This is a genomic window from Variovorax sp. E3 (assembly GCF_016082275.1).
In the GTDB taxonomy this organism is placed as follows: Bacteria; Pseudomonadota; Gammaproteobacteria; order Burkholderiales; family Burkholderiaceae_C; genus Variovorax.
On sequence record NZ_MOWM01000116.1, the window covers coordinates 1 to 25,340 of the forward strand.

General features: G+C 69.2%; 17 protein-coding genes and 3 pseudogenes. 18 read left to right on the forward strand and 2 right to left on the reverse strand.

Going from position 1 to position 25,340, the window contains the following annotated elements:
• Both BMG07_RS29145 and BMG07_RS29150 read right to left on the reverse strand, forming a co-directional pair.
• Positions 1–841, reverse strand: an 841-nt coding sequence (locus BMG07_RS29145; RefSeq protein WP_198087463.1) for an indolepyruvate oxidoreductase subunit beta family protein, incomplete at its 3' end; no start/stop codon positions are given.
• A gap of 20 nt (positions 842–861) precedes the next feature.
• Positions 862–3,021 (reverse strand): indolepyruvate ferredoxin oxidoreductase subunit alpha, encoded by a 2,160-nt coding sequence (locus BMG07_RS29150; protein ID WP_198087464.1) that lies wholly within the window; start codon positions 3,019–3,021, stop codon positions 862–864.
• 90 nt (positions 3,022–3,111) lie between these two features.
• Between BMG07_RS29150 and BMG07_RS29155 the strand changes: the two are divergent.
• The 18 genes and pseudogenes from BMG07_RS29155 to BMG07_RS29230 form a co-directional block, all read left to right on the forward strand.
• Positions 3,112–4,025: pseudogene (locus BMG07_RS29155) on the forward strand (LysR family transcriptional regulator).
• 81 nt (positions 4,026–4,106) lie between these two features.
• Entirely contained in the window at positions 4,107–5,360 is a 1,254-nt protein-coding gene (locus BMG07_RS29160; RefSeq protein ID WP_198087465.1) for an Nramp family divalent metal transporter, read from the forward strand.
• Positions 5,361–5,549: 189 nt separating this feature from the next.
• Positions 5,550–6,329, forward strand: coding sequence for a sulfite exporter TauE/SafE family protein (locus tag BMG07_RS29165; RefSeq protein WP_198087466.1), 780 nt, complete (start codon positions 5,550–5,552; stop codon positions 6,327–6,329).
• Positions 6,330–6,525: 196 nt separating this feature from the next.
• Positions 6,526–8,160, forward strand: coding sequence for a xanthine dehydrogenase small subunit (xdhA, locus tag BMG07_RS29170; RefSeq protein WP_198087467.1), 1,635 nt, complete (start codon positions 6,526–6,528; stop codon positions 8,158–8,160).
• 2 nt (positions 8,161–8,162) lie between these two features.
• Positions 8,163–10,630: pseudogene (gene xdhB / locus BMG07_RS29175) on the forward strand (xanthine dehydrogenase molybdopterin binding subunit).
• 103 nt (positions 10,631–10,733) lie between these two features.
• Positions 10,734–11,717, forward strand: a complete 984-nt coding sequence (locus BMG07_RS29180) for a LysR family transcriptional regulator (protein ID WP_198087468.1) — start codon at positions 10,734–10,736, stop codon at positions 11,715–11,717.
• A 76-nt stretch (positions 11,718–11,793) separates the two neighbouring features.
• Positions 11,794–13,194 (forward strand): NCS2 family permease, encoded by a 1,401-nt coding sequence (locus BMG07_RS29185; protein WP_269759519.1) that lies wholly within the window; start codon positions 11,794–11,796, stop codon positions 13,192–13,194.
• Positions 13,195–13,317: 123 nt separating this feature from the next.
• A pseudogene (locus BMG07_RS29190) lies at positions 13,318–14,852 on the forward strand (ABC transporter ATP-binding protein).
• Positions 14,845–15,996: an ABC transporter permease gene (locus tag BMG07_RS29195; protein ID WP_198087469.1), complete on the forward strand. Its 1,152-nt coding sequence runs from the start codon at positions 14,845–14,847 to the stop codon at positions 15,994–15,996. The pseudogene BMG07_RS29190 and the gene BMG07_RS29195 overlap by 8 nt, the downstream one beginning before the upstream one ends.
• Before the next feature lies 1 nt (position 15,997).
• Positions 15,998–16,918 carry an ABC transporter permease gene (locus BMG07_RS29200; protein ID WP_198087470.1) on the forward strand — a complete coding sequence of 307 codons (921 nt, stop codon included), beginning with the start codon at positions 15,998–16,000 and terminating at the stop codon, positions 16,916–16,918.
• 51 nt (positions 16,919–16,969) lie between these two features.
• Positions 16,970–18,145 (forward strand): BMP family ABC transporter substrate-binding protein, encoded by a 1,176-nt coding sequence (locus BMG07_RS29205; protein ID WP_198087471.1) that lies wholly within the window; start codon positions 16,970–16,972, stop codon positions 18,143–18,145.
• A 101-nt stretch (positions 18,146–18,246) separates the two neighbouring features.
• A complete protein-coding gene (locus BMG07_RS29210; RefSeq protein WP_198087472.1) occupies positions 18,247–18,645 on the forward strand; it encodes a hypothetical protein in 399 nt (132 codons plus the stop codon).
• Between the two features lie 218 nt (positions 18,646–18,863).
• Positions 18,864–21,986, forward strand: coding sequence for a TOMM system kinase/cyclase fusion protein (locus BMG07_RS29215; RefSeq protein ID WP_269759520.1), 3,123 nt, complete (start codon positions 18,864–18,866; stop codon positions 21,984–21,986).
• The gene (locus tag BMG07_RS43040) at positions 21,929–22,618 is read left to right on the forward strand and encodes a hypothetical protein (protein ID WP_269759521.1); all 690 of its coding nucleotides are present in this window, start codon (positions 21,929–21,931) and stop codon (positions 22,616–22,618) included. The genes BMG07_RS29215 and BMG07_RS43040 overlap by 58 nt, the downstream gene beginning before the upstream one ends.
• A complete protein-coding gene (locus tag BMG07_RS43045) occupies positions 22,507–22,899 on the forward strand; it encodes a hypothetical protein (protein ID WP_269759522.1) in 393 nt (130 codons plus the stop codon). Before BMG07_RS43040 ends, BMG07_RS43045 begins: the two co-directional genes overlap by 112 nt.
• An 18-nt stretch (positions 22,900–22,917) precedes the next feature.
• Positions 22,918–23,709 carry a BMA_0021/BMA_0022 family TOMM bacteriocin gene (locus BMG07_RS29220; RefSeq protein WP_198087473.1) on the forward strand — a complete coding sequence of 264 codons (792 nt, stop codon included), beginning with the start codon at positions 22,918–22,920 and terminating at the stop codon, positions 23,707–23,709.
• A gap of 67 nt (positions 23,710–23,776) precedes the next feature.
• Complete coding sequence (locus BMG07_RS29225) at positions 23,777–24,556, forward strand: class I SAM-dependent methyltransferase (RefSeq protein ID WP_269759523.1); 780 nt, start codon at positions 23,777–23,779, stop codon at positions 24,554–24,556.
• Positions 24,549–25,340, forward strand: a 792-nt coding sequence (locus tag BMG07_RS29230; protein ID WP_198087474.1) for a TOMM precursor leader peptide-binding protein, incomplete at its 3' end; no start/stop codon positions are given. The genes BMG07_RS29225 and BMG07_RS29230, both read left to right, overlap by 8 nt.

Consider the following 25,340-nt stretch of genomic DNA (forward strand, 5'->3'; position numbering starts at 1 on the left):
CGGCGTAGAGCGTGGCGTAGCCGGCGTCCTGGTAGTCGAGCACGCGGGCATGGCCGAGCGTGAGCAGGTCGTGCACGGCGGGCGGAAAGCGCCGCGCCAGGTCGGCGGGCAGGGCGCCGGCCGGGGGCGGCGCGTCGTGGGTGTCGCCGGCCAGCACGTTGCTCACGAAGGCGGCCTGCGCACGCGGCGCGCTCACGGCGTCGAAGGCGGCGGCAAAGCCGCGCAGGCTGGCCGCGGCCATCTTGCTCAGCTTGTCGGGCGCGCTGGTGTCGCCGCCGCGCACCACGTGCTCGTAGGCCTCGCGCGGGAACGGAAGCAGCCCGCTGCCCGCGATGGCGCCGAGCATCACCGCGCTGACCACGGTGCCGCTGTCGCGCGCGATCGCGTTCATGTCGAACACATGGTGCTCGCGGCTGAAGGCCTTGACCACGTCGACGAGGCGCTGCGCGTCGGCGCGGCCGTCGCCGGGCTCCATGCGCTCGGCCGTCGTGAGGATGCGCGCCGACGAACTGATGACCAGCGTGCGCAGCGGCGCGCTCATGCCGTTGCCGATCTGGCGCGCGGTTTCCAGCAGCTCCGACGACACGATGGCGTCGAGCGCGCCCGGCACCGGGCTCAGGCTGAACACCGGGCGGCGCCCGCCGAGCTGCGCGAGCGGCACCGGGAACACCTCCAGGTAATAGGTGGTGGCGCCGGTGCGCTGCGCCACGCCCGGGATCGACGTGCTCTGCGCCGCGTAGCCGGCGTGGCGCGCGATGTCGACCAGCCATTCGGTCAGCACGCCGCCGCCTTCGCCGCCGAGGGCGCAGACGAGCAGGGTCAAAGGGCGGTTCTGTTCCATGTCCATGTCCGTTCAGCCCTTCATGCCGGTTGCAACGCACGCACGACCGCGCCGCGCAAGCCGTGCAGCAGCCGTTCATGCCACTTCGGGTTCTGCACCACTTCGGCCCGGTAGAAGCTCGGGCACAGCGTGGCCGCGTGCGCGTTGGCGCCGCACAGGCCGCAGCCCACGCAGCCGTCGATCACGGTGGCCACCGGGTCCACCTTCAGCGGGTCGGGGTTGTCCTTGAGCGTGAGCGTGGGGCAGCCCGACAGGCGGATGCAGGCGTGGTCGCCGTTGCACACGTCTTCGTCGACGCCGTATTTCACGCGCACCACACGCTCGCCCTTTTTCAGCAGCGCGGCGAGCCAGGGCTTGATGCGGCGCTGCCGCTCGAGCTGGCATTCGCCCTCGGCGATCACCACCTTCAGGCCGTTGAAGTCGCTGGTGAGCGCCTCGGTCAGCGTCTTGCGCATGCGCTCCACGTCGTAGGTGGTCACGGTGCGCATCCACTGCACGCCCAGGCCCTTGAGCGTGGCCTCGATGGTCTGGTTCTTGTCGACCAGGCTCTGCTGCTTGTCGACGGCGCGTTCCTTGATGTCGTCGTCGGGCGTGGAAATGATGTCCTGCGTGCCGGTGGCCGAGGTGTAGCCGTTCTTGAAGATCAGCAGCACCGCGTCGTCGCCGTTGAAGAGGGCGCTCTGCACGCCGGTGAGCAGCCCGTTGTGCCAGAAGCCGCCGTCGCCCATGATCGACAGCGTGCGGCGGTTCATCATGGGCGCCACGCCCGCGCGGCTGGCCAGGCTCATGCCGTAGCCCAGGATCGAGTGGCCCATCGAGAAGGGCTCGAAGGTGCCGAAGGCGTGGCAGCCGATGTCGGCCGCGATGTGCACCGGCCCCGTTTCCTGCTGCGCCAGCTTCAGCGCCGAGAACACCGGCCGCTCCGGGCAGCCGATGCAAAAACTCGGCGGCCGGTTGGGCAGCGGCGCGCTCAGGCGGCGCGCCACGGCTTCGCGGCGCTCGCGGTTGCCGGCCAGCCAGGCCTGAGCCGAGGAAGAAGCCTCGCTCGCCGCGATGTACTTCGCGGCAAAGGCGCCGATGCCGCCCGACAGCACCTCGACGCCGTACTCGCCCGCGGGCGGCAGCATGTCCTTGCCGTGCAGCGGTGTCTGGATGTCGCGCCGGCGCAGCAGCGTGGCGATGTCCTGCTCGATGTATTCGGGCTGGCCTTCTTCGACCACCAGCACCGCGCGCTTGCCCACGCAGAAGTCGGCCACCTGCTCGGGCACCAGCGGGTAGGTCACGTTGAGCACCAGGATCGGAATGTCCGTGTCGCCGAAGGCATCGGCCAGCCCCTGCTGCTGCAGGCTGCGAATCAGCGCGTTGTACAGGCCGCCCTGCACCACGATGCCCAGGTCCGCATGGCGCCCGCCGGGGATCAGCTCGTTGAGCCCGTGCTCGACGATGTAGCGCCGCGCCGCCGGAATGCGCTCCTCGCCCTTGAGCTTCTCGTGCCGGAAGGTCACGGGCGGGTGCGCGAGCCGCATGTAGTTGAAGCCGGCCGGCTCGCTCATGAGCGCGCGGGTCGAGACGGCGGGCGCGATGTTGTCCTTGCACTCGAAGCTGCCGCGCACGTGGCAGGTGCGGATGCGCAGCTCCATCAGGCAGGGCATGTTCGAGCTTTCCGAGAGGCGAAAGCCTTCTTCGACCATGCGCACCATCACGCCCAGGTCGGGGCGCGGGTCGAGCAGGCACATGCTCGACTTGAGCGCATAGGCGTGCGTGCGCTCCTGGATCACGCTGGCGCCTTCGCCGTAGTCTTCGCCCACCACCACCAGCACGCCGCCTGTCACGCCGGGCGACGACAGGTTGGACAGCGCATCGGCCGCCACGTTGGTGCCGACGATCGACTTCCAGGTGACCGCGCCGCGCAGCGGGTAGTGGATGGACGCGCCCAGCATGGCCGCGGCCGAGGCTTCGTTGGAGCAGGCCTCCACGTGCACGCCCAGCTCGTCCATGTAGGCCTTGCCCTGGACCATCACGTCCAGCAGGTGCGACACCGGCGCGCCCTGGTAGCCGCCGACATAGGCCACGCCCGACTGCAGCAGGCCCTTGGTGATCGCGAGGATGCCCTCGCCGTGGAAGGTGTCGCCCGCGCCGAGGCGCAGCATTTCCACTTCCTTGCTGAATGAAACTTCCATCGTGTCTCTTTGTTCTGGGGGCTCGAGAGGAAAGACGGGAGTGTGGGTCGCGGGGCGCCATACTTCAATAAAATAAGCCAGCTATCCAATATGAAATCAGTGCATATCGACGCGGTCGACCTCAACCTGCTGCGGCTCTTCGACGCGGTCTACCGGGCCCGCAACGTGAGTCGCGCGGCCGAGGCCCTGGGCCTGACGCAGCCGGCGGCCAGCCATGGCCTGACGCGGCTGCGCCTGCTGCTGGGCGACGCGCTGTTCACGCGCACCCCGGGCGGCGTGGCGCCGACGCCGCGCGCGAGCGGCTGGCGGTGTCGGTGCAGTCGGCGCTGGCCACCCTGCGGCAGGCGCTGAGCGAGCCCGAGCGCTTCGACCCGGCGGCCTCGCGCAAGCTGTTTCGCATCCACATGAGCGACATCGGCGAGGGGCGCTTCCTGCCGCCGCTGATGGCGCGGCTGCGCGAACTGGCGCCGGGCCTGCGCCTGGAGACCATGCCGCTGGCGGCGGGCGAGATCACCACCGCGCTGGACAGCGGCAAGGTCGATTTCGCCTTCGGTTTCCTGCCCCGCGTGAAGGACACGCAGCGCGCCCTGCTGCTGAAAGACCGCTACATCGTGCTGCTGCGCAAGGACCACCCCTTCGTGAAGCGCCGGCGCAGCGGGCAGGCGCTGCTCGAGGCGCTGCAGGAGCTCGACTACGTGGCCGTGCGCACGCACGCCGACACCCTGCGCATCCTGCAGCTGCTGAACCTCGAAGACCGGGTGCGCCTGACGACCGAGCACTTCATGGTGCTGCCGGCCATCGTGCGCGCCACCGACCTGGCGGTGGTGATGCCGCGCAACATCGCGCGCGGCTTTACCGGGGAGGGCGGCTACGCCATCGTCGAGCCGACGTTTCCGCTGCGCGACTTCAGCGTGTCGCTGCACTGGAGCAAGCGCTTCGAGGCCGACCCGGGCAACCGCTGGCTGCGCCAGGTGATCGTCGCGCTGTTCTCCGAGCGGGCATGACGGCGCGCGTGATGCTTTTTTGCAGACAGCCGCCGGGCGTTCATGCCCCGGTCAGATTGGCCATGCCACTATCCGGCTGACATGAAAAAACGCATCCCCTCTTTCCTGCGCCACGTCGGCCCCGGCGTGGTCACCGGCGCGGCCGACGACGACCCGTCGGGCATTGCCACCTACACCCAGGCCGGCGCCCAGTTCGGCACGGGGCTGCTGTGGACGGTGTTCCTGTCGCTGCCGTTCATGGTGGCGATCCAGCTGGTGTCGGCGCGCATCGGCCGGGTCACCGGCAAGGGGGTGGCGGCCAACCTGCGCGAGCACATGCCGCGCGGCTTCCTGATCGTGCTGGTGGCGCTGCTGGTGGTGGCCAACACCATCAACATCGCGGCCGACATCGCCGCCATGGGCGAGGCGCTGCAGCTGGTGGTGGGCGGCGGGGCGCACTTTCATTCGCTGGTCTTCGGCGTGGTGACGGTGCTGCTGCAGGTGTTCGTGCCGTACCGCAAGCTGGCCCACATCCTGAAGTGGCTGACGCTCACGCTGTTCGCCTACGTGGCGGCGGTGTTCGTGGTGCAGGTCGAATGGGGGCGGGTGCTGCACGACCTGGTGGTGCCCAGGCTGCAGTGGAGCGGCGACTACTGGATGATGATCGTCGCGCTGCTGGGCACCACGATCTCGCCCTACCTGTTCTTCTGGCAGGCCTCGCAGGAGGTCGAAGAGCTGCGGCTCAAGGGCGGACAGCGAGGCACCGACCAGGAGGTGCGGCACGACCTGCGGCGGGTGCGGCTGGACACCTGGATGGGCATGACCTTCTCCAACCTGATCGCGTTCTTCGTGATGGTGGTGGGCGCGTCGGTGCTGTTCTCGGCGGGCGTGCATGACGTGACCTCCGCCGCGCAGGCCGCCGAGGCGCTGCGCCCGCTGGCCGGCGACTTCGCCTTCTGGCTGTTCGCCGGCGGCATCATCGCCACCGGCCTGCTGGCCGTGCCCGTGCTGGCGTCTTCCGCCGCCTACGCCGTGGCCGAGGCCTTCGGCTGGGAAGAGGGGCTGGAGCGGCACTGGCGCGAGGCCAAGGAGTTCTATGGAATCATCGCGGTGGCCACGCTGGTGGGCACGGCGCTCGACTTCACGCCCATCGACCCGATGAAGGCGCTTTACTGGAGCGCGGTCATCAACGGCGTGGTGGCCGTGCCGATCATGGCGGCCATGATGATCCTGGTGACGCGCGAGAAGGTGATGGGGGCGTTCACCTCCGGGCGCCGCACGCGCTGGCTCGGCTGGGGCGGCACCGCGCTGATGGGCTTCGCGGCCCTGATGATGGGGTGGGACCTGATGCGCTGAGCGCGCCTTGCCCCTGCGCGCCGCTTGGGGCACGGCCGCGCGGTATTCTTGGAGGGCGCCCGACCGGCGCCTTGTCCGTATCCCGATCCGCTCCGAATGTCCGTTTTGCACCCCGTTTCGCCCGCCGTTTTTCCTTTCGCCTTCCGCTCCCGCCTCGCGTTTCCCGCTCCCCTCTGACGACGTTCCCCGGTGCAAGCGATTCTTTCCGAGGCCGGCCCCGTGCTGGTCTTCATGGCCTGCGTGGCGCTCGCCACCTATGCGCAGAACCTCACGGGCTTTGCCTTCAGCCTGATCCTGCTGGGCCTGGTGTCGGTGTTCCACGTCGCCAGCGTGAGCGACGCGGCCAATGCCGCGACCGTGCTCACGCTCATCAACGCCTGGACCTATTTCCGCGCCCGGCCCGGCGTGGTGCCCTGGCAGCTGATGAAGCCGGCGCTCAACGGCAGCACGGTCGGCGTGATCGTCGGGCTCATGCTGCTCACGTGGCTCAGCGGCGGCGCGGTCAACTGGCTGCGCGGGCTGCTGGGCGTGTCGATTTTGGGGTGCGCCGCGCTGCTGGTGCTGCAGGGCCGGCCGCTGCCGGTGGTGTCGGGGCGCCCGAGCTTCGCCGTCATCGGCGGGTTGTCGGGCGTGCTGGGCGGGCTGTTCTCCAGCTCGGGGCCGCCCATCGTGTTCCACATGTACCGCCAGCCGCTGGATCGCGAGCTGGTGCGCCGCGCGCTGCTGCTGATGTTCGCGTTCAACTCGCTCGTGCGGCTGGTGATCGTGGTGCCGACGGGGCATTTCTCGTGGCGCGCGGCGCTGCTGGCGGGGTGCGCGGTGCCGGTGGTCTACGGCGCCACGCGGCTGCACCATCGGCTGCCCAACAAGCTGCAGCCGCGCACCCTGAAATGGGTGGTCGGCGGGCTGCTGGCGGCGGCGGGCGCGACGCTGATCGCCTCGGCCTGGGTGGCCATCGCGCACGGCTGACCGCGAACCGGGCCCCTGCCCGGGCCCGGCTCGGCCCGGCTTGGCCCAGGAATTGCAGCGCCCTCGCAAGGGTTTCCCCGTACGTGGCATACCGGGCCCTACATACGCGTTATGGGCACCTGCGTATGCACGACACCGCACAAGCCGCTAACGTCCATGACTGACCCACAACGGGTCCCCCACGAGCCCCAGAAGCATGAGCACCGACAGCAGCAAGATTCAACCGATCCGCTTTTTCCATCGCGGAAAAATCGTCGACGTCACCGGCGTCCATCCGACCCGTTCGGTCCTCGACTGGCTGCGCGAGGACGCGCGCTGCACCGGCACCAAGGAAGGCTGCAACGAGGGTGACTGCGGCGCCTGCACCGTCGTCATCGGCGAGCTGGCCACCGACCCCCAGGCCCCGGGGGCCGTCGGCGGGCTGAACCTGCAGACCGTCAACGCCTGCATCCAGTTTCTGCCCACGCTGCACGGCAAGGCGCTGTTCACGGTGGAAGACCTCAAGACGCAATGCCAGTCGAAGGCCCACAAGCCCGAGCAGAAGGCCAAGGACGGCAAGCACGCCGTGCACACGCTGCACCCCGTGCAGCAGGCCATGGTCGACTGCCACGGCTCCCAGTGCGGCTTCTGCACGCCCGGCTTCGTGATGTCGCTGTGGGCCGCCTACGAGCACCACCAGTCCGAAGGCACGCAGCCCACCCGCCAGCAACTGGCCGACGACCTCTCGGGCAACCTGTGCCGCTGCACCGGCTACCGCCCCATCCTGGATGCCGGTCAGCGCATGTTCGACCTGCCCTCGGTGCGGCTCGACACCCAGCCCGTGGTGGCCGCGCTCACCGCGCTGCAGAACGGCGGCCACGACCTGAACTACGCCGCGCCGCTGGGCGCCCGCATCGACCACTTCCACGCCCCCAGGACGCTGGCCCAGCTCGCCGCCCTGCGCGAGCAGAAGCCCCGCGCGCAGCTGCTGGCCGGCTCGACCGACGTCGGCCTGTGGGTCAACAAGCAGTTTCGCGACCTGGGCGACATCATCTACGTGGGCGACGTGGCCGAGATGAAGACCATCGAGGACCGGCCGGACAACGGCGCAGAGCTCTACATCGGCGCCGGCGCCTCGCTCGAATCCGCCTTCGCCGCGCTGGTCGCGCGCGTGCCCAGCCTGTCCGACGTGTGGCTGCGCTTTGCCTCGCCGCCGATCCGCCATGCCGGCACCATGGGCGGCAACGTGGCCAACGGCTCGCCCATCGGCGATTCGCCGCCGGTGCTGATGTCGCTGGACGCGCAGATCGAGTTGCGCCGGGGCGACGTGGTGCGCCGCATGCCGCTGCCCGAGTTCTACCTGGACTACATGAAGAACCAGCTGCAGCCCGGCGAGTTCGTGCAGGGGCTGGCCATTCCGCAGGCCGCCATGCGCCGGCAGATTCGCGCCTACAAGATCAGCAAGCGTTTCGACTGCGACATCTCGGCGCTGTGCGCGGGCTTCGCCATCGAACTCGAAGAGGGCGGCGACACGGTCAAGGCCGTGCGACTGGCCTTCGGCGGCATGGCCGCCACCGTGCGCCGCGCCGCGAGCGCGGAAGCCGCGCTGCTGGGCAAGCCCTGGACGCAGGCCAACGTGAGCAACGCCAAGCTGGCGCTCGCGCAAGACTTCAAGCCGCTGTCGGACATGCGCGCCTCGGCCGACTACCGGCTGCTGGTGGCCCAGAACCTGATCCAGCGCCTCTGGCTCGAAACCCGTGCCGAGGACGCCCTGTCGCTGGAAGAAACCAGCGTCTGGAGCGTGATGCCGCATGCCGCGGCCCATGTCACCAAGGCCGCGGAAGGCGTCTGACCATGAACAAACCCATCGACGCCCGCCTGCTGCAGCCCGCCGAGGCTTTTGCCGACTACCTGAGCAACACCGCCGCCCGCATCGACGTGGGCGCCGAAGCGCTGGCGCACGAGCGCGGCATGCGCGTGGGCATCAGCCGCCCGCACGAGTCGGCGCACCTGCACGTGGCCGGCGAGGCCACCTACATCGACGACATTCCCGAACTCGCCGGCACGCTGCACTGCGCGCTGGGCCTGTCGCCGGCCGCCAACGGCCGCGTCACGGCGCTGTCGCTGGACGCCATCCGCGCCATGCCGGGCGTGGTCGCGGTCATCACGGCCGACGACATTCCGGGCACCAACGACTGCGGCTCGATCATCCACGACGACCCGATCCTGCTGCCCGTGAACGACGGCGGCGAAATCCGCTACCTCGGCCAGCCGGTGTTCGCGGTGATCGCCGAGACGCGCGACGCCGCCCGCCGCGCCGCCGCCAAGGCCAAGGACGCACTGACCATCGAGGCGCAGCCGCCGGTGCTCACGCCGCAGGCCGCGCACGCGCGCGGCCAGTACGTGGTGCCGCCGATGCACATCGTGCGCAGCGGCGGTGCCGCCAACGAGGGCGACGAGGCCGCCGTGCGCGCCGCCATCGCCAAGGCGCCGCGCCGCCACAAGTCCACGCTGGACGTAGGCGGGCAGGAGCAGTTCTACCTCGAAGGCCAGATCAGCTACGCCATTCCCAAGGAAGGCGGCACGCTGCACATCCACTGCTCGACGCAGCACCCCAGCGAAATGCAGCACCTGGTGGCGCACGCCATGCACCTGCAGTCGAACGAGGTGCATGTGGAATGCCGGCGCATGGGCGGTGGCTTCGGCGGCAAGGAGTCGCAGTCGGCGCTGTTCGCCTGCGTGGCGGCCGTTGCGGCGCGCCAGCTGCAGCGCCCGGTGAAGCTGCGGCTGGACCGCGACGACGACTTCATGGTCACGGGCCGTCGCCACTGCTTCTGGTACGAGTACGAAGTGGGCTACGACGACGAGGGCCGCATCCTCGGCGCCGAGATCACCATGGTCTCGCGCGCCGGCCACTCGGCCGACCTGTCGGGCCCGGTGATGACGCGCGCGCTGTGCCACTTCGACAATGCCTACTGGCTGCCCAACGTGTCGATGCACGGCTTCTCGGGCAAGACCAACACGCAGAGCAACACGGCCTTTCGCGCTTCGGCGGCCCGCAGGGCGCCATTGCCATCGAGAACATCATGGACTCGGTGGCGCGCGAACTGAAGTGCGACCCGCTCGACGTGCGGCGCGTCAACTTCTACGGCAAGACCGAAAACAACGTCACGCCGTACCGCCAGACCGTGACCGACAACATCGTGCACGAACTCGTGGCCGAGCTGGAGGCCAGCAGCGACTACCGCGCGCGGCGCGAGGACATCGCGGCGTTCAACCGCAAGAGCGTGGTGCTCAAGCGCGGGCTGGCGCTGGCGCCGCTGAAGTTCGGCATTTCGTTCAACGTGAAGCACTTCAACCAGGCCGGCGCGCTGGTGCACGTGTACACCGACGGCTCGATCCTGGTGAACCACGGCGGCACCGAGATGGGCCAGGGCCTGAACACCAAGGTGGCGCAGGTGGTGGCGCACGAGCTGGGCGTGAGCTTCGAGCGCGTGCGCGTGACCGCGACCGACACCACCAAGGTGGCCAACACCTCGGCCACGGCGGCCTCGACCGGCGCCGACCTGAACGGCAAGGCCGCGCAGGACGCGGCCCGCCAGATCCGCGAGCGCCTGGCCGATTGCGCGGCCGAGCGCCACGGCGGCACCGCCGGCGCGGTGCGCTTTGCCAACGACAAGGTCGAGGTCAACGGCAAGTCGCTGGCCTTCAGCACCGTGGTGGGCGAGGCCTACCTCGACCGCAAGCAGCTGTGGTCCGACGGCTTCTACGCCACCCCCGGCCTGAGCTGGGACAAGGACAAGATGCAGGGCCGCCCGTTCTACTACTACGCCTACGGCGCGGCGGTGAGCGAGGTGATCGTCGACACGCTCACCGGCGAATGGAAGCTGCTGCGCGCCGACATCCTGCACGACGCGGGCAAGTCGCTGAACCCGGCGGTGGACATCGGCCAGGTCGAGGGCGCGTTCATCCAGGGCATGGGCTGGCTCACCACCGAAGAGCTGGTGTGGCACCCGCAAAGCGGCAAGCTCACCACGCACGCGCCCAGCACCTACAAGATTCCGACCGCCAACGACTGCCCGCCCGTGTTCAACGTGCGCCTGTTCGAAGGCCAGAACTTCGAGGACTCCATCCACCGCAGCAAGGCGGTGGGCGAGCCGCCGCTGCTGCTGCCGTTCTCGGTGTTCTTCGCGATCCGCGACGCCGTGTCGGCGGCGGGCGGGCACCGGGTCGATCCGCCGCTGAAGGCGCCGGCCACGAGCGAGTCGATTCTTCGCGCCGTCACCGCCGTGCAGGCGGGGCAGGCGGCAACGGTCGAATGAACACGGGCCGTGCTCGCACGGTCCGAGCTCCACTCCCACCCCCGGTCTGCCCCAATGTCGCGCTGTATAACTGTTCGCACAGACAAGAAAGGTGTGAACAGCCATGAGAGACCAAGCGCTTTTCGACAAGATCGATCTCCATCTGATCCGGGTGCTTCACACCGTGCTGACCGACCGCAGCGTCTCGCGCGCGGCCATTCGCCTGGGCATGTACCAGCCGGCCGTGTCGGCCGCGCTGAAGCGACTGCGCGAACTCTCGGGCGACCCGCTGCTGGTGCGTTCGGGCTCGGGCATGGTGCCGACCGACGCGGGGCTGCGCATGATCGAGCCGGCGGCCAGCATCCTGCGCGCGGCCGAGATGCTGTTCTCCGACGCGCGGGGGTTCGAGCCGCAGTCGGCGGCCACCACCTTCCGCATTGCCGCCAGCGACTACATGGACCCGCTGTTCCTGCCGATGCTGGTGGCGCAGGTCAAGCGCGACGCGCCGCTGTGCCAGATCGAGATCCATGCGCTCACGCCCGACTCCGACTACCACGGCCACCTGGCGCTCGGCCAGGTCGACCTGGTGATCGGCAACTGGCTCAAGCCGCCGGAAGACCTGCACATGGCGCGGCTCTTCGGCGACGAGGTGGTCTCGCTGGTCAACAAGGACCATCCGGCGGTGCGCCGCGGCTGGGACCTGGAGACCTGGCTGGCGGCCGAGCACATCGCGCCCACGCCCATGCACCCGGGCGGGCGCGGCATCATCGACCAGATGCTCGACGAGCTGGGCCGCCGGCGCAACGTGACGGCGCGCTGCGCGCACTTCGGGCTCATTCCCGACATGGTGGCCTCCAGCCTGCTGGTGCTGACCACCGGGCGCCAGTACTGCGAGCGCTTCGCGGCGCGGCTGCCGCTGAAGATCCTCGAATGCCCGGTGGCGCTGCCGCGCCTCATGTACTACCAGCTCTGGCACGAACGCACCCATTCGTCGAGCTCGGCGCGCTGGCTGCGCGAATGCATCAAGGACGTGGCGGCGTCGCTGCGTCCGCCGCCTTCCATGGCGCCAGCGGGTCCGCCCTTCGCCCCTGAGACATCCGATCCCTGAGAGATCCCCGTTCGCACTGGCGTCGTGAGCGGGGCAACGATGAAAACCGCCACAACAACAGCTGGAGACAAGCTAAATGAGTTCGTTTGAACAGGCGCCGAAAGGCGCCGAGCCCCGCACGCCGGGGCATGTCGAGTCCGCGCGTCCGCGTGCGGCTGTGGGCAGCGCAAGCGGCTCGGGTCTGCTTGAACGGGTGTTCAAGCTCAGCGCGCACAACACCACGGTGCGCACCGAGGTCATCGCGGGGCTCACCACCTTCCTGACGATGGCCTACATCATCTTCGTGAACCCGTCGATCCTGGGGGACGCGGGCATGCCGAAGGGGGCCGTGTTCGTGGCCACCTGCCTGATCGCGGCGCTGGGCACGCTGATCATGGGCCTGTACGCCAACTACCCGATCGCCATGGCGCCGGGCATGGGCCTGAACGCCTACTTCGCCTACGTGGTGGTGCTGGGCATGGGCTACACGTGGCAGGTGGCGCTGGGCGCGGTGTTCATCTCGGGCTGCCTGTTCCTGATCGTCACGGTCACCGGGTTGCGGGAGCTTTTCATACAGGGCATACCGCAGTCCTTGCGAACGGCGATCACCGTAGGCATCGGCATGTTCCTGGCGCTGGTGGCGCTGAAGGGCGCGGGCGTGGTCGCGGCATCGCCGGCCACCTTCGTGACGCTGGGCGACCTGCACTCGCCGCCGGTGGTGCTGGCCACGCTGGGCTTCCTGATCATCGTGACGCTCGACAAGCTCAAGGTGCGCGGCGCCATATTGATCGGCATCATCACGGTGACGGTGCTGTCGTTCTTCTTCGGCGGCAACAAGTTCCACGGCGTGTTCGACGCGCCGCCGTCCATCGCGCCGACCTTCATGCAGCTGGACATCCTGGGCGCGCTCAAGGGCGGCATCCTGAACGTGGTGCTGGTGTTCTTCCTGGTCGAGATGTTCGACGCCACCGGCACGCTGATGGGCGTGGCCAAGCGCGCCGGCCTGCTGGTGCCCGGCAAGATGGAGCGCATGAACAAGGCGCTCCTGGCCGACAGCGGCGCCATCTTCGCGGGCTCGCTGCTCGGCACCTCGAGCACCACGGCCTACGTGGAAAGCGCGGCGGGCGTGCAGGCGGGCGGTCGCACCGGCCTCACGGCCGTGGTGGTGGCGGTGCTGTTCCTGGCCTGCCTGATGATCTCGCCGCTGGCGGGCTCGGTGCCGGCCTATGCCACCGCGCCGGCGCTGCTGTTCGTGGGCTGCCTGATGCTGCGCGACCTGGTCGAGCTCGACTGGGAAGACACCACCGAGGTGATCCCCGCCGCCGTGACCGCGCTGGCCATGCCCTTCACCTACTCGATCGCCAACGGCCTGGCCTTCGGCTTCATCACCTACGCGGTGCTGAAGCTGTGCACCGGCCGGGCACGGGAAGTGCATGCGATGGTCTGGGTCATCGCCGCCGTGTTCCTGTTCAAGTTCGCCTATGTCGGCGGACACTGAAACAATGAACTGAGCTGAGCGCCGTCGGGCGCCGATGGTCGCGGCAACAGCTGTCAGTGCTATTAAACTGATAGCTGTTCCCGCTTTGTTGCTTCGAACGAGACAAAACCCACGAAACCCGGCATGACAACCCCCAGACTCCAGCTCGCGAGCATCACCAAGCGGTATCCCGCGGTGGTGGCCAACAGCGACATCTCCATGGCCGTGCAGCCCGGCGAAATCCACGCCGTGCTCGGCGAGAACGGCGCCGGCAAGTCGACCCTGATGAAGATCATCTACGGGTCGGTGAAGCCCGACGAAGGCACCGTCACCTTCGACGGCCAGGCCGTCAACCTGCGCAACCCGCAGCAGGCGAGGGCGCTGGGCATCAGCATGGTGTTCCAGCACTTCAGCCTGTTCGACACGCTCACCGTGGCCGAGAACGTGTGGCTGGGGCTGGACAAATCGCTGCAGCTGGCCGAAGTGGCGCGCAGCATCACCGCCAAGGCGAGCGAGTACGGGCTGGACATCGACCCCTCGCGCCCGGTGCACACGCTGTCGGTGGGCGAGATGCAGCGGGTGGAGATCATTCGCGCGCTGCTGACCAACCCCAAGCTGCTGATCCTGGACGAGCCGACCTCGGTGCTCACGCCGCAGGCGGTGCTCAAGCTGTTCCAGGTGCTGAAGAAGCTGTCGTCCGAGGGCTGCAGCATCCTGTACATCAGCCACAAGCTGCACGAGATCCGCGAGCTGTGCACTGCCTGCACGGTGCTGCGCGGCGGCAAGGTGACGGGCGTGTGCAACCCGCAGAACGAAAGCAACGAGTCGCTCTCGCGGCTGATGATCGGCAGCGAGCCGCCGCCGCTGAAGCACCGGCCGGTGCACGCGGGCGCGGTGGCGCTGCGCGTCGACAAGCTGTCGCTGGCGCGCGAGGACCAGTTCGGCGTCGACCTGGACGGCATCTCGTTCGAGGTGCGCGCGGGCGAGGTGGTCGGCATCGCGGGGGTGTCGGGCAACGGGCAGAAGGAACTGCTCTACACGCTCTCGGGCGAAGACGTGCGCGCCGAGGCCGCCATGGTCCGCGTGTTCGACAAGCCCGCCGGGCGGCTGCGGCCCCGCGCGCGCCGGGCGCTCGGCCTGCATTTCGTGCCCGAAGAGCGGCTGGGCCGCGGCGCCGTGCCCACGCTGGGCCTGGCGCACAACCTGCTGCTGACGCGCGGCAACGCGGTCGGGCGGGGCGGCTGGATCCGCACCGGCGCGCTCGAGCGCCATGCGCGTTCGATCATCGAGCGCTTCAACGTCAAGGCGGGCGGGCCGCATGCGGCGGCGCGCTCGCTGTCGGGCGGCAACCTGCAGAAATTCATCGTCGGCCGCGAGATCGACGCCAACCCCAAGCTCTTCATCGTCTCGCAGCCGACCTGGGGCGTGGACGTGGGCGCCGCCGCGCTGATTCGCGGCGAGATCCTCGCGCTGCGCGACGCGGCTGCGCCGTGCTCGTGGTCAGCGAGGAGCTGGACGAGCTGTTCGAAATCAGCGACCGGCTACACGTGATCGCCAAGGGGCGGCTGTCGCCGTCGATCGATCGCGCGGCGGCCACGCTGCCGCAGATCGGCGAATGGATGAGCGGGCTGTGGCAAGCGCAGCAAGGGCACAAGGACTCGGAGGCGGCGCATGTTTAAGCTCGAACCCCGCCCGGAGCTGTCGCGCTTCTGGAGCTATGCCTCGCCGATATTGGCGCTGCTGATCACCGTGCTGATCGGCGTGGCGTTGTTCGCCGCGCTCGGCAAGGACCCGGTCAAGGGCCTGCTGGTGTTTTTCTGGGAACCCATCAAGAGCGGCTATGCGCTCGGCGAACTCATGGTCAAGGCCACGCCGCTGCTCATCATTGCGCTGGGGCTGGCCGTGTGCTTCCGCTCGAACGTGTGGAACATCGGCGCCGAAGGGCAGTTCGTGTTCGGCGCCATCGCGGCGGGCGGCGTGGCGCTGCTGGCCGACAAGACCACGGGCCAGTGGATCGTCGTGGCCATCCTGGCGGCCGGCATCCTGGGCGGCATGGTGTGGGCGGGCATCGTCGCGTTCCTGCGCGACAAGTGCAACGCCAACGAAATCCTGGTGAGCCTGATGCTGGTCTACGTGGCCACGCTGCTGTTGGGCTACATGGTCTTCGGGCCCTGGAAAGACCCGAACGGCTACAACTTTCCGCAGACCAAGACCTTCGAAGCGGTGACGCAGATCCCGCGCCTGTTCAAGGGCTCGCGCGTGAGCATCGGGCTGGTCATCGCGCTGGTCGGCGCGGGCGCGCTGTGGGTGTTCCTGTTCCGCACGCGCGCGGGCTTCGCGCAGCAGGTCGGCGGGCTGGCCCCGGCGGCCTCGCGCTACGCAGGCTTCTCGGCGCGGCGCGCGGTGTGGATCGCGCTGCTGACCTCGGGCGGCGCGGCCGGCCTGGCCGGCGCGCTCGAAGTGGCGGGCCCGCTCGGCCAGCTCACGCCGTATGTGCCCGCGGGCTACGGCTTCGCGGCCATCATCGTGGCCTTCGTCGGGCGGCTGCACCCGGTGGGCATGATCTTCTCGGCGATTCTCATGAGCATGTTCTACATCGGCGGCGAGCTGGCGCAGTCGCGCCTCGGTCTGCCGAAGTCGCTCACGGGCGTGTTCCAGGGCCTGCTGCTGTTCACGCTGCTGGCCTGCGACACGCTCATCGCCTACCGCATCCGGCGCAAGGCGGCCGCCAAGGCCGCGGCCGTCGGCATGACCACCGCCTCGCTGCAAGCCAGCACGCCCATCACCGCGCCCGTCGCGCGCCCGACCGAGGGAGCCCTCTGACATGGAAAGCTACGCACTCCTGCTCGGCTCGACGCTGAGCGCGGGCACCGTGCTCGCCATCGCGGCGCTGGGCCTGCTCATCAACGAGAAGGCCGGCATCGTCAACCTCGGCGCCGAGGGCATCATGCTGTGCGCCGCCATCGCGGGCTTCGCGACGGTGGTGACCACGCACAACCCGTGGCTCGGCTTCCTGGCCGGCATGGCGGCGGGCGCGCTGCTCGCGGGCTTCTTCGGCGTGCTGGTGATCTGGCTCAACACCAACCAGTACGCGACGGGCCTGGCGCTGAGCCTGTTCGGCGTGGGCTTCTCGGCCTTTGCCGGCATCAACTTCGTGCAGGCCAAGCTGCCCGAAAGCGCGTCGTATGCGATTCCCGTGCTGGGCGACATTCCGCTCGTCGGCCCGGCGCTGTTTCGCCACCACCCGATGGTGTACGCCGCGATGGCGCTGACCGTCGGGCTCATCTGGTTCCTGTATCGCACGCGCGCCGGGCTCGTGCTGCGCTCGGTCGGCGAGTCGCCCGAGTCGGCGCACGCGCTGGGCTACCCGGTGCGGCGCATCCGCTTTCTGGCGGTGATCGCGGGCGGCGCGTTGTGCGGGCTGGCGGGCGCGTACCTGTCGACCGTGTACACGCCGCTGTGGGTCGAGGGCATGGTCGCGGGCCGGGGCTGGATCGCGCTGGCGCTCACCACCTTCGCCACCTGGCGGCCGGTGCGCGTGCTGCTGGGCGCGTACCTGTTCGGCGGCGTGTCGATGCTGGGTTTTCACCTGCAGAGCAGCGGGGTCGACGTGCCGCCCCAGTTCCTCAGCATGCTGCAGTACATCGCGCCGATCGTGGTGCTGGCGCTGATCTCGCGCAACCCGGCTTTCATCCGCGCCAACATGCCGGCTTCCATTGGGAAACCGTTCTACCCCGGCTCATAATCGCGTTTTTCGTTTTTCCGCCAACCCGTCCTTTTTTGAGGATTTCCGACAATGAATGATCTGAACAAGCGCTCCCTGCTCAAGCTGGCTGCCTTCACCGCGGTCGCTTCGGCCGCCCTGATCGGCTGCGGCAAGAAAGAAGAAGCCGCAGCACCGGCCGCCGCACCCGCGGCACCGGCTCCCGTGGCCGCCGCGCCGGCGCCCGCCACCACGGCGCCGCTGAACATCGCATTCGCATATGTCGGTCCCGTGGGTGATGGCGGCTGGTCGTTCGCGCACGACAACGCCCGCAAGGCGCTGGAGAAGGAATTCGGCGACAAGATCAAGACCACCTTCGTGGAAAGCGTGCCCGAGGGCGCCGATGCCGAGCGCGTGTTCCGCGACTTCGTGAGCCAGGGCAACAAGCTGATCTTCGGCACCACCTTCGGCTACATGGAGCCCATGCTCAAGGTCGCGGCCGACAGCAAGGACGTGAAGTTCGAGCACGCCACCGGCTACAAGACCTCGGAAAACATGCGCACCTACGACAGCCGCACGTACGAGGGCGCGTACATGGCCGGCGTGGTTGCCGGTGCCATGACCAAGAGCAACACGCTGGGCGTGGTCGGCTCGGTGCCGATTCCCGAGGTGCTGCGCAACATCAACAGCTTCACCCTGGGCGCGCAGTCGGTCAACCCGAAGATCACGACCAAGGTCGTGTGGGTCAACGAGTGGTTCAGCCCGCCGAAGGAAACCGAAGCCGCCACCGCGCTGATCAACGGCGGCGCCGACGTGCTGTTCCAGAACACCGACTCGCCGGCCGTGCTCAAGACCGCGCAAGAGAAGGGCAAGCGCGCCTTCGGCTGGGACTCCGACATGACCGCCTACGGCCCCAAGGCCCACCTGGCCTCGGCCGTGATCAACTGGACGCCGTACTACGTCAAGGCCACCCAGGAAGCCCTGGACGGCAAGTGGACCACCGGCCAGAGCTGGTGGGGCGTGAAGGAAGGCGCCATCGACCTCGTGTCGATCGCCGAAGACGTGCCCGCTGAAACCAAGGCCAAGGTCGACGAAGTGAAGAAGGGCCTGAAGGACGGCAGCTTCGTGATCTGGAAGGGCCCGATCCTGGGCCAGGACGGCAAGGAGCTGGTGGCCAAGGACGCCGTGGCGGACGACAAGTTCCTGTCGGGCATCAACTTCTACGTCAAGGGCGTGGAAGGCAAGGTTCCCGGCGGCGACAAGAAATAAGCTCGCCCCCAGGCTTCGCGGAGGGAGCCATGGTTGAATCGAAGGCCGCCTGAGGGCGGCCTTTTTCTTTGTCTGTTTGGTTGTTGCTGGAGGGTGGGGGAATGAATTCAACGTCGTCGATGGGGGCGGGGCTTCGCACTTTGTCCGTGGTGGCCATGGCGCTGGTCTCGCTGGCGGCCTACGCCTCGCTGGCGGTGTTTTCTAAAGACGAGCAGCCCCTGCGCAAGGCCGTCGAAGACGCCGCCATGTGCTTTCACTTCGCCGGCGAATTCAACGGCGACGGCTCCGCGCGCGACAAGGAAGTGACGCGCATGCAGCGCAAGGTCTGCAAGAAGGACGGCCAGCGGCTCGTGATGCAGGCCTACCGCAAGAACCCGAACGATGCGCGGCTGTACCCGGCGGTGCTGATGCTCGACGGCCTGACCTCGGCGCCGCCGCTGTCCGAACCCGAGAAGGCCCGCCTGTGCGCGGTGGCCAGGACCGAGCTGGTCTGCAACTGAAACAGCGGAACATCGGTGGCCGGCAACGTGTTGTTTTGAAGCTAAAAGTTCTCGCTTTACCGGCGTGCGCGGGTTTTCTTTTAGCGGTTTTCCGCTTGAAAAATCCCCTCTTCAGCTACAGTAACAATTAGTGTCCCAACTGTGACGCGCCTGACGGCAGATCGATGGTGGGACGCCTTCAGGAGGGCAATGGAAGCTCCCCCATAGACGAGGCTGAAATGCAGGTTGCTGTCACCGACCCCACGCGCGCAGCGTCCCGTGCCGCGCCGAATCCGCCGGAGATTTCCGGTTACGAATTACTGGACGCATTGGGTACCGGCGGCTACGGCACCGTCTATCGCGCGCTGCATCAGCGCACGGGAACGACGGTGGCCATCAAGGTCGTGAAGCTGCAGGACGGCAACCGGCACGTGGCCCGCTTCCACCGCGAGACGCAGCTGTGCGCCGCGCTGCACCACCCCCATATCGTCCGCTTGCTCGACAAGGGCGAGCAGGGCGATTTCGTCTACGGCGTCTTCGAGTTCGTGCCCGGCGAAACGCTCACCAGCCTCATCCGCCGCGAAGGCGCGCTGACGGCCATCGAGGCCGCCCGTCTCATGACGGAAGTGCTCGACGCGCTCGACTGCGCGCACGCCGCGGGCATCGTGCACCGCGACCTGAAGCCCGACAACGTGATGGTGACCTTCACCGGCGCCATCCCGCACGCCAAGGTGCTGGACTTCGGCATCGGCACCGTCATTCCCTCGCAGAAGGCCGGTCAGTTCCCCACGCTCACCATGACCGACGAGAGCCTGGGAACGCCGGCCTACAGCGCGCCCGAGCAACTGCGCGGCGAGCCGCCCAGCGTCAGGTCCGATCTCTATGCGTGGGGCCTGATGTTCCTCGAATGCCTGACCGGCGCGCCCACCGTGCAAGGGGTCTCGGCGGCCGAGATCCTGCACCGGCAGCTCAGTCCGCTGGAGGTGCCGCTGCCCGCCGAAATTGCAGCGCACCCGCTGGCCGCGCTGCTGCGCAAGGCCTTGAAGAAGAAGGCCTCGGAGCGTTCCGACTCCGCCGCCGCGCTGCTGGCCGAACTCACACGCATGCGCCTGGACGATCTCGTGGGCGTGCTGCGCTCGACCCGCCAGGTGCAGGACGAAACACTGACGCGCACCGTGGCCACCACGCGCGTCTTCTCCGAGAAGCGCCAACTCACCGTGCTGTGCTGCAGTGTCTCGGTCTGGCCGGACACCGACGCGGACGGCGAGAGCGTGGACGCCGCGCTGCCCTCCGACATCGAAGACCTGGAGCTGCTGCAGCGCGACGAGCTCGCGCTGTTCGCGGAAACCGCGACCCGGCGCGGCGGCCTGCTGGCGGGCACGCTCGGCGACCGCATGATCGTGCTGTTCGGCTATCCGCACGCCAGCGACACCGACGCGCGCCAGGCCAGCATGACGGCGATGGAGCTGCTGGCGCTGAGCCGCCGCCGGTCCGCCGCCATCGAGGAGGCGCACGGCGTGCACCTGGGCATTCGCATGGGCGTGCACACCGGCATGGCCGTGGTGGCAGGCGGCGAAATTCCGTCGGGCCACGCGGTCAACGTGGCGATGCGGCTGGAGGCTGTGGCCGAAACCGGCACGCTGCTCGCAAGCGAAAGCAGCCACCGCCTGCTGGGCCGCCATGCGCCGTTCGACAAGGCCGGCAGCGTGGCGCTGCCGGGGCAGTCCGCCGGCATCCAGACCTACCGCCTGAGCGCGGAGCCGCAGGCGCTGCCGAAGTCCGCGCCTTCCGCCGAGCAGGCGATGCAGACGGTGTGCATTGGGCGCGAGTCCGAACTGCAGCGGCTGCGCGCGGCATGGGCGCAGGCGCGCCAGGACAAGGGCTGCGCCGTGTGGATCCGCGGCGAGCCGGGCATCGGCAAGTCGTGCCTGGCCGATGTGCTGCGCGTGCATGTCACGGCCGAAGGCCTGCGCACCGTGGGCGCGCAGTGCCAGCCCGAGCATCGCAACAACGCGCTGACCCCGTTCCTGACGCTGCTGCGCCAGCGGCTCGACGCGGCCACCGACACCTCGCCCGACGGCCGGCGCGAAACCCTGCGCGAGATTCTTCGCGCCGCCGGTTGCGACGAGGACGCGGTGCTGCCCATCTTCTGCGCCTGGCTGTCGCTGCCGCTGGGCGGCTGCGAGCCGAGCCGCATTTCTCCGCCGATGCAGAAGGCGCTGCTGCTGCAATCGACCGCGCAGTGGCTGCTGCACATGGCCGAGTCCGAGCCCTTCCTGCTGGTGCTCGAGGACCTGCACTGGGCCGACCCCACGAGCATCGAGTTCATCGAGCAACTGACCGCGCAACTGCCGAAGCACCGCATCCTGCTGGTGCTCACGGCGCGGCCCGAATGGACGCCGCCGCAGACGCTGGAGGCCGAGTGCATCGACGTGCGGCGCCTGGAAAACGACCAGGCCGCCGAGCTGGCGCGCCAGGCGCTGGCGCCGCGCGCCGTGACCGCGGCGGTGATCGGCAACGTGGTCGCGCGCACCGACGGCGTGCCGCTGTTCATCCAGGAGATGGCGCGCATGCTGCTGGACGCCTACCTGATGGAAAAGGACGGTGTCTGGGGCTTCCGGGACACGGTCGAGCCGGCTGCCATTCCGGTCACGTTGCGCGACTCGCTGGTGAGCCGCTTCGACCGGCTGGGCCCCGTGAAAGACCTGCTGCAACTGGCCGCCACCATCGGCCGGCAGTTCGATGCCGACCTGCTGTGCGCCTGCTCGGGCCGCACGCGCGAAGCCATGGACGACGACATGGCCGTGCTGCGCGACGCGGGGCTCGTCACGCCCGACGAGATCGCGGGCGCGGGTGCCTTCATGTTCCGCCACGCATTGATCCGCGACACGGCCTACGAATGCATGCTCGTGGCGCAGCGCCGCCAGCAGCACCGCAACGTGGCGCAGACGCTGATGAGCAGCTACCCGCAGCGCGTGGAGGCAGAGCCCGGCGGCGTGGCCCAGCACTGGGCCGACGCGGGCGACCATGCACAGGCCGTCGCGCACGCGGTGCAGCAGCTGCGCATCACCCAGCACCGCTCGCTCAACGATGAAACCGTGGCCTACGCGCGGCACATCGACGGCTGGATGGCGCACCTGGACGACGCCGCGCAGCGCGAGGCGCGGCTCGACGTGAACAGCTACGTCACGCAGGCCATGATGAACACCTACGGCTGGGCGCACGAACAGGTGGTGGATCGCATCGCCCTGTCGCAAGACCTGCTGACCGACACCGTCGCGCCCGAAAAGCAGGTGCAGCACCTGTGGACGCTCATCACCTTCCACCACTCGCGAGCAACCGCGACGAGGTGCGCCGGCTGAGCCAGCGGCTGTACGACCACGCCATGCAGCACCAGGACCAGGGCGTGCTCGTCGCGGCGCAGACCTACCTGGGGCTCGCGCACTATTCCGACGGCCGCTTCGACCTCGCCGAGCAGGCGCTGACCGACGCCATCGAGCGCTACGACCCCGTCGCGCATGCGCACCACGCGGCCGAGTTCGGCTTCGACACGCGCGTGTGGGCCACCACCGGGCGCGCGCTGGTGCGCTGGTTCACGGGCCACGACGAGGCCGCGCGCGCCGACGCCACCAATGCCGTGCGCTGGGCCCGCGAGATGTCGCACATTCCCTCGCTCAGCATGGCCCTGCTGTACCAGAGCCTGGGCCACCAGGCCCGCGGCGACAAGGCGCGCGCGCTGGTGAGCACGGGCGAGCTGCTCGGTATCACGGCGCGCTACGGCCTGCCGGCGTTCACCGGCTACGCGGCCATCATCCGCTGCTGGGCCAGCGGCAGCGTGGACGAAATCGCGGGCGCGACGGCGCGGTGCAGGCGCTGTGGGGCATGGGCTGCCGCTACTGCCAGAGCTACTACCGCGCCTTCCCCGCCGAGACGCTGGCCGCCAGCCAGCGCTGGGACGAGGCCATCGAACGCATCGACGACTGCCTGCGCCTGACGGACGAGCTCGAGGAAAGGCTGTACAGCTCCGAGCTGCACCTCAAGAAGGCCCGCTACCTGCAGGCGTCGGGCGCCGGGAATGCGGCCGTGCAAGCCAGCCTCCTGCAGGCCGCGCAGGTGGCGCGCGACAGCGGCAAGCACCGAACCGAAACCGAGGCCCTGGTGGCGTTGCAGGCACTGGCACTCGCCGGTCCCGACGTGGCCGGGCGCCTGAAGGAGCTGGCCGCCCTGCGGCCGGAAATGTCCGTGCGCACGCCCGTGCATGCGCACATCACTTGAACCAAGGATGAAGTCACCATGACCGCCCAACGCCAGAACGCCGATCCGTTGCTCGAATTCCGCCTTGCCTACCTGCGCGGCATTGCCCGCTCGTGGCAAGACGACGCCTATCGCCAGGAGCTGCTCACCCAGCGCGACATCCAGCCGCTGCTGCACCGCGACTTCGACCTGCCCACGCTGTGGCCGCAGCTGGACATCTCGCTCTACCAGAGCGCCGACCCGCGCCAGCGCGCCGAGTGGAAGCCCATGCTCACCGCCGGCTGGATCGGCCCCGACGACGCCTTCGGCATCGTGCTGCCGCAGGCGCCGACCTCGCATGCCGCCGAAGCGCTGGCCGCCTACTACCAGCAGTTCCCCAACTTCATGGGCTCTTCCGCCCAGTTCGAAGCCTCCGAAATTCCGCCCGGCCTGCTGGGCGGCGGCCTGCCCACGGGCCTGGGCATTCCCGGCGGCGGCCCCGATTCGCTGCTGGCCTTCGGCGGCGTGGTGCTGCGCGCCATCGCGCTGGCATGGCAGTCGCCCGAGTTCCACGCGGCCCTGACCCGCGACGACGGCGCCGACAAGGCCAATGTGCTGAGCCAATGGCTGGGCTACAACAACCCGTTCAACTTCGAGATCCGGTTCACGACCAACGCGGCCTTCACCTGGGACGCGGGGCGCGGCGCCTGGAACCAGACGAACCCGGACGGTTCGGCCATCAAGAACAGCATCCAGCTGAACTACCCGAGCGCACCGGTCGAGGAAGACATGTGGGCGATCGCGCTGACCTCGTACAACAACACGGGCAGCGCCTATCCCTTCACCTGCTGAACCCGTCGCCGGCGCGCAGCGGGCACCGCAGGCGCTGCAAGGCGCCACGGCCACGCTGCTGCTGACGTTGGCCGCGCGCGCCGGGGCCGACGGCGCCGACGGCGCGCCGGGGTTCTTCGACCCCGAGGCGCGCCGCATTGCCGCGGCGCTGCCTTTCGATCTCTCGGCCTACGCGGTGGACGCGGCCTTCGTCCGCAGCGTGGTCGTGCGCGCGCAGCTGTTCGACCGCTTCGCGGCGGAGTTTTTCGCGGCGCACCCGTCGGGCCTGTGCATCGCGCTGGGCGCGGGCCTGTGCACGCGGCGCAGCCGGCTCGCCGCCGGCACGGTGCCGGGCGCGCGCTGGCTCAACATCGACCTGCCCGACGCCGTTCGCCTGCGCGAGCAGTACGCGGCGAGCGGCGAAGGCGAAAGCAACCTGGCCTGCTCGGTGCTCGACACGTCGTGGCTCGACGCCGCGGGCCTGCCGGGCGAACGGCCCGTGCTCGTGCTGCTGGAGGGCGTGTGCCCCTATCTGCCGCAGGCGCCGCTGGAGGCCGTGCTGCGGCAACTGGCCGAACGGTTCGCGCATGGCGGGCCGCCCTGCGTCGTGGTGCTCGACCAGGTGCATCCGGTGCTCGCGCGGCTTCCCATGCAGGTGGGCGGCATGCAGCTGCCGGTGGTGTCCGGCTTCAAGGACGCGGCGCAGCTGGCGCGCATTCATCCGTCGATGCGGGTGATGTCCGAAGACCACCTTTATCCCCAATTCTCCGAACAGCACCGGCTGTTCGACGCCGCCTTCCAGGCCACCACGGGCGCGCGGCCCTATGCCGTCGTCCGCCTCGCGTTGGGAGCTCAGGACGATGTCTAGCACCGCGGCACCCGACTTCTTCGGCGACGTCTTCCAATGGCACGAGAAGTACCTGCCGCCGGCGGTGCTGCCGGACCGCCTGCTGCTGCTGAGCGAAAACGAGCTGCTGGTGCTCGGCTCGCCCGGTGTCATGGCCCTGGAGCGCGTGCTGCGCAAGGGCGTGAGCCTGTCCACCTACTGCAGGGAGGCGGGCGCGGGCGCGCTGCTGGCGGAAATGCTGCATGCGCTCGGCGCGCTGTTGCGCCAGGGCCTTGTGCGGCCCGTTGCGATGCGCGGCGGCGAGGCCTACCTCGTGCCCGGCTTCTCGGCCCCGTCCGCGCGCATGGCGATCGCCGGCCAGGTCGATGCCATCACGCTGACCGACGCGGTCGGCCGCGGCGCCGCGTTGCGCTGGGGCCAGGCGCTGGTGTCGGGGCTTGCCGAGGCGGGCGAGGCGGGCGAGGCCGGTGATATCGGCGATATCGGCAATATGGCCCTCACCATCGTCTACTGCGACGACTACCTCGACCCCCGGCTCGCCGCGATCGACGCGCAGCAGCGCCTGAAGGGGCGCGCATGGCTGCTGGTCAAGCCGACGGGCGAGCAGGCGATGGTCGGGCCGCTGTTCACGCCGGGCGCGGGGCAGGCCCCGGCCTGCTGGCATTGCCTGGCGCACCGCTGGCAGCGCAACCGGCCGGCGCGTGCCTGGTGGCAGGCGCGGCACGGTGCGCGGGCCAGCGCGGCCGCCCATGCGCGCCGGCGCCACCTGGTGGTCGAGCGGCTCGAAGGCCTGCTCGCCAAGGCC

Excerpts from the sequence above, each read along its gene's own strand:
- BMG07_RS43045 (WP_269759522.1), top strand. The coding sequence starts at position 22,507 with ATGGGCTGCCGCTACTGCCAGAGCTACTACCGCGCCTTCCCCGCCGAG.
- BMG07_RS29160 (WP_198087465.1), top strand. The coding sequence starts at position 4,107 with ATGAAAAAACGCATCCCCTCTTTCCTGCGCCACGTCGGCCCCGGCGTG.
- BMG07_RS29215 (WP_269759520.1), top strand. The coding sequence starts at position 18,864 with ATGCAGGTTGCTGTCACCGACCCCACGCGCGCAGCGTCCCGTGCCGCG.
- xdhA (WP_198087467.1), top strand. The coding sequence starts at position 6,526 with ATGAGCACCGACAGCAGCAAGATTCAACCGATCCGCTTTTTCCATCGC.
- BMG07_RS29220 (WP_198087473.1), top strand. The coding sequence starts at position 22,918 with ATGACCGCCCAACGCCAGAACGCCGATCCGTTGCTCGAATTCCGCCTT.
- BMG07_RS29180 (WP_198087468.1), top strand. The coding sequence starts at position 10,734 with ATGAGAGACCAAGCGCTTTTCGACAAGATCGATCTCCATCTGATCCGG.
- BMG07_RS29210 (WP_198087472.1), top strand. The coding sequence starts at position 18,247 with ATGAATTCAACGTCGTCGATGGGGGCGGGGCTTCGCACTTTGTCCGTG.
- BMG07_RS29200 (WP_198087470.1), top strand. The coding sequence starts at position 15,998 with ATGGAAAGCTACGCACTCCTGCTCGGCTCGACGCTGAGCGCGGGCACC.
- BMG07_RS29150 (WP_198087464.1), bottom strand. The coding sequence starts at position 3,021 with ATGGAAGTTTCATTCAGCAAGGAAGTGGAAATGCTGCGCCTCGGCGCG.
- BMG07_RS29205 (WP_198087471.1), top strand. The coding sequence starts at position 16,970 with ATGAATGATCTGAACAAGCGCTCCCTGCTCAAGCTGGCTGCCTTCACC.
- BMG07_RS29195 (WP_198087469.1), top strand. The coding sequence starts at position 14,845 with ATGTTTAAGCTCGAACCCCGCCCGGAGCTGTCGCGCTTCTGGAGCTAT.
- BMG07_RS29185 (WP_269759519.1), top strand. The coding sequence starts at position 11,794 with ATGAGTTCGTTTGAACAGGCGCCGAAAGGCGCCGAGCCCCGCACGCCG.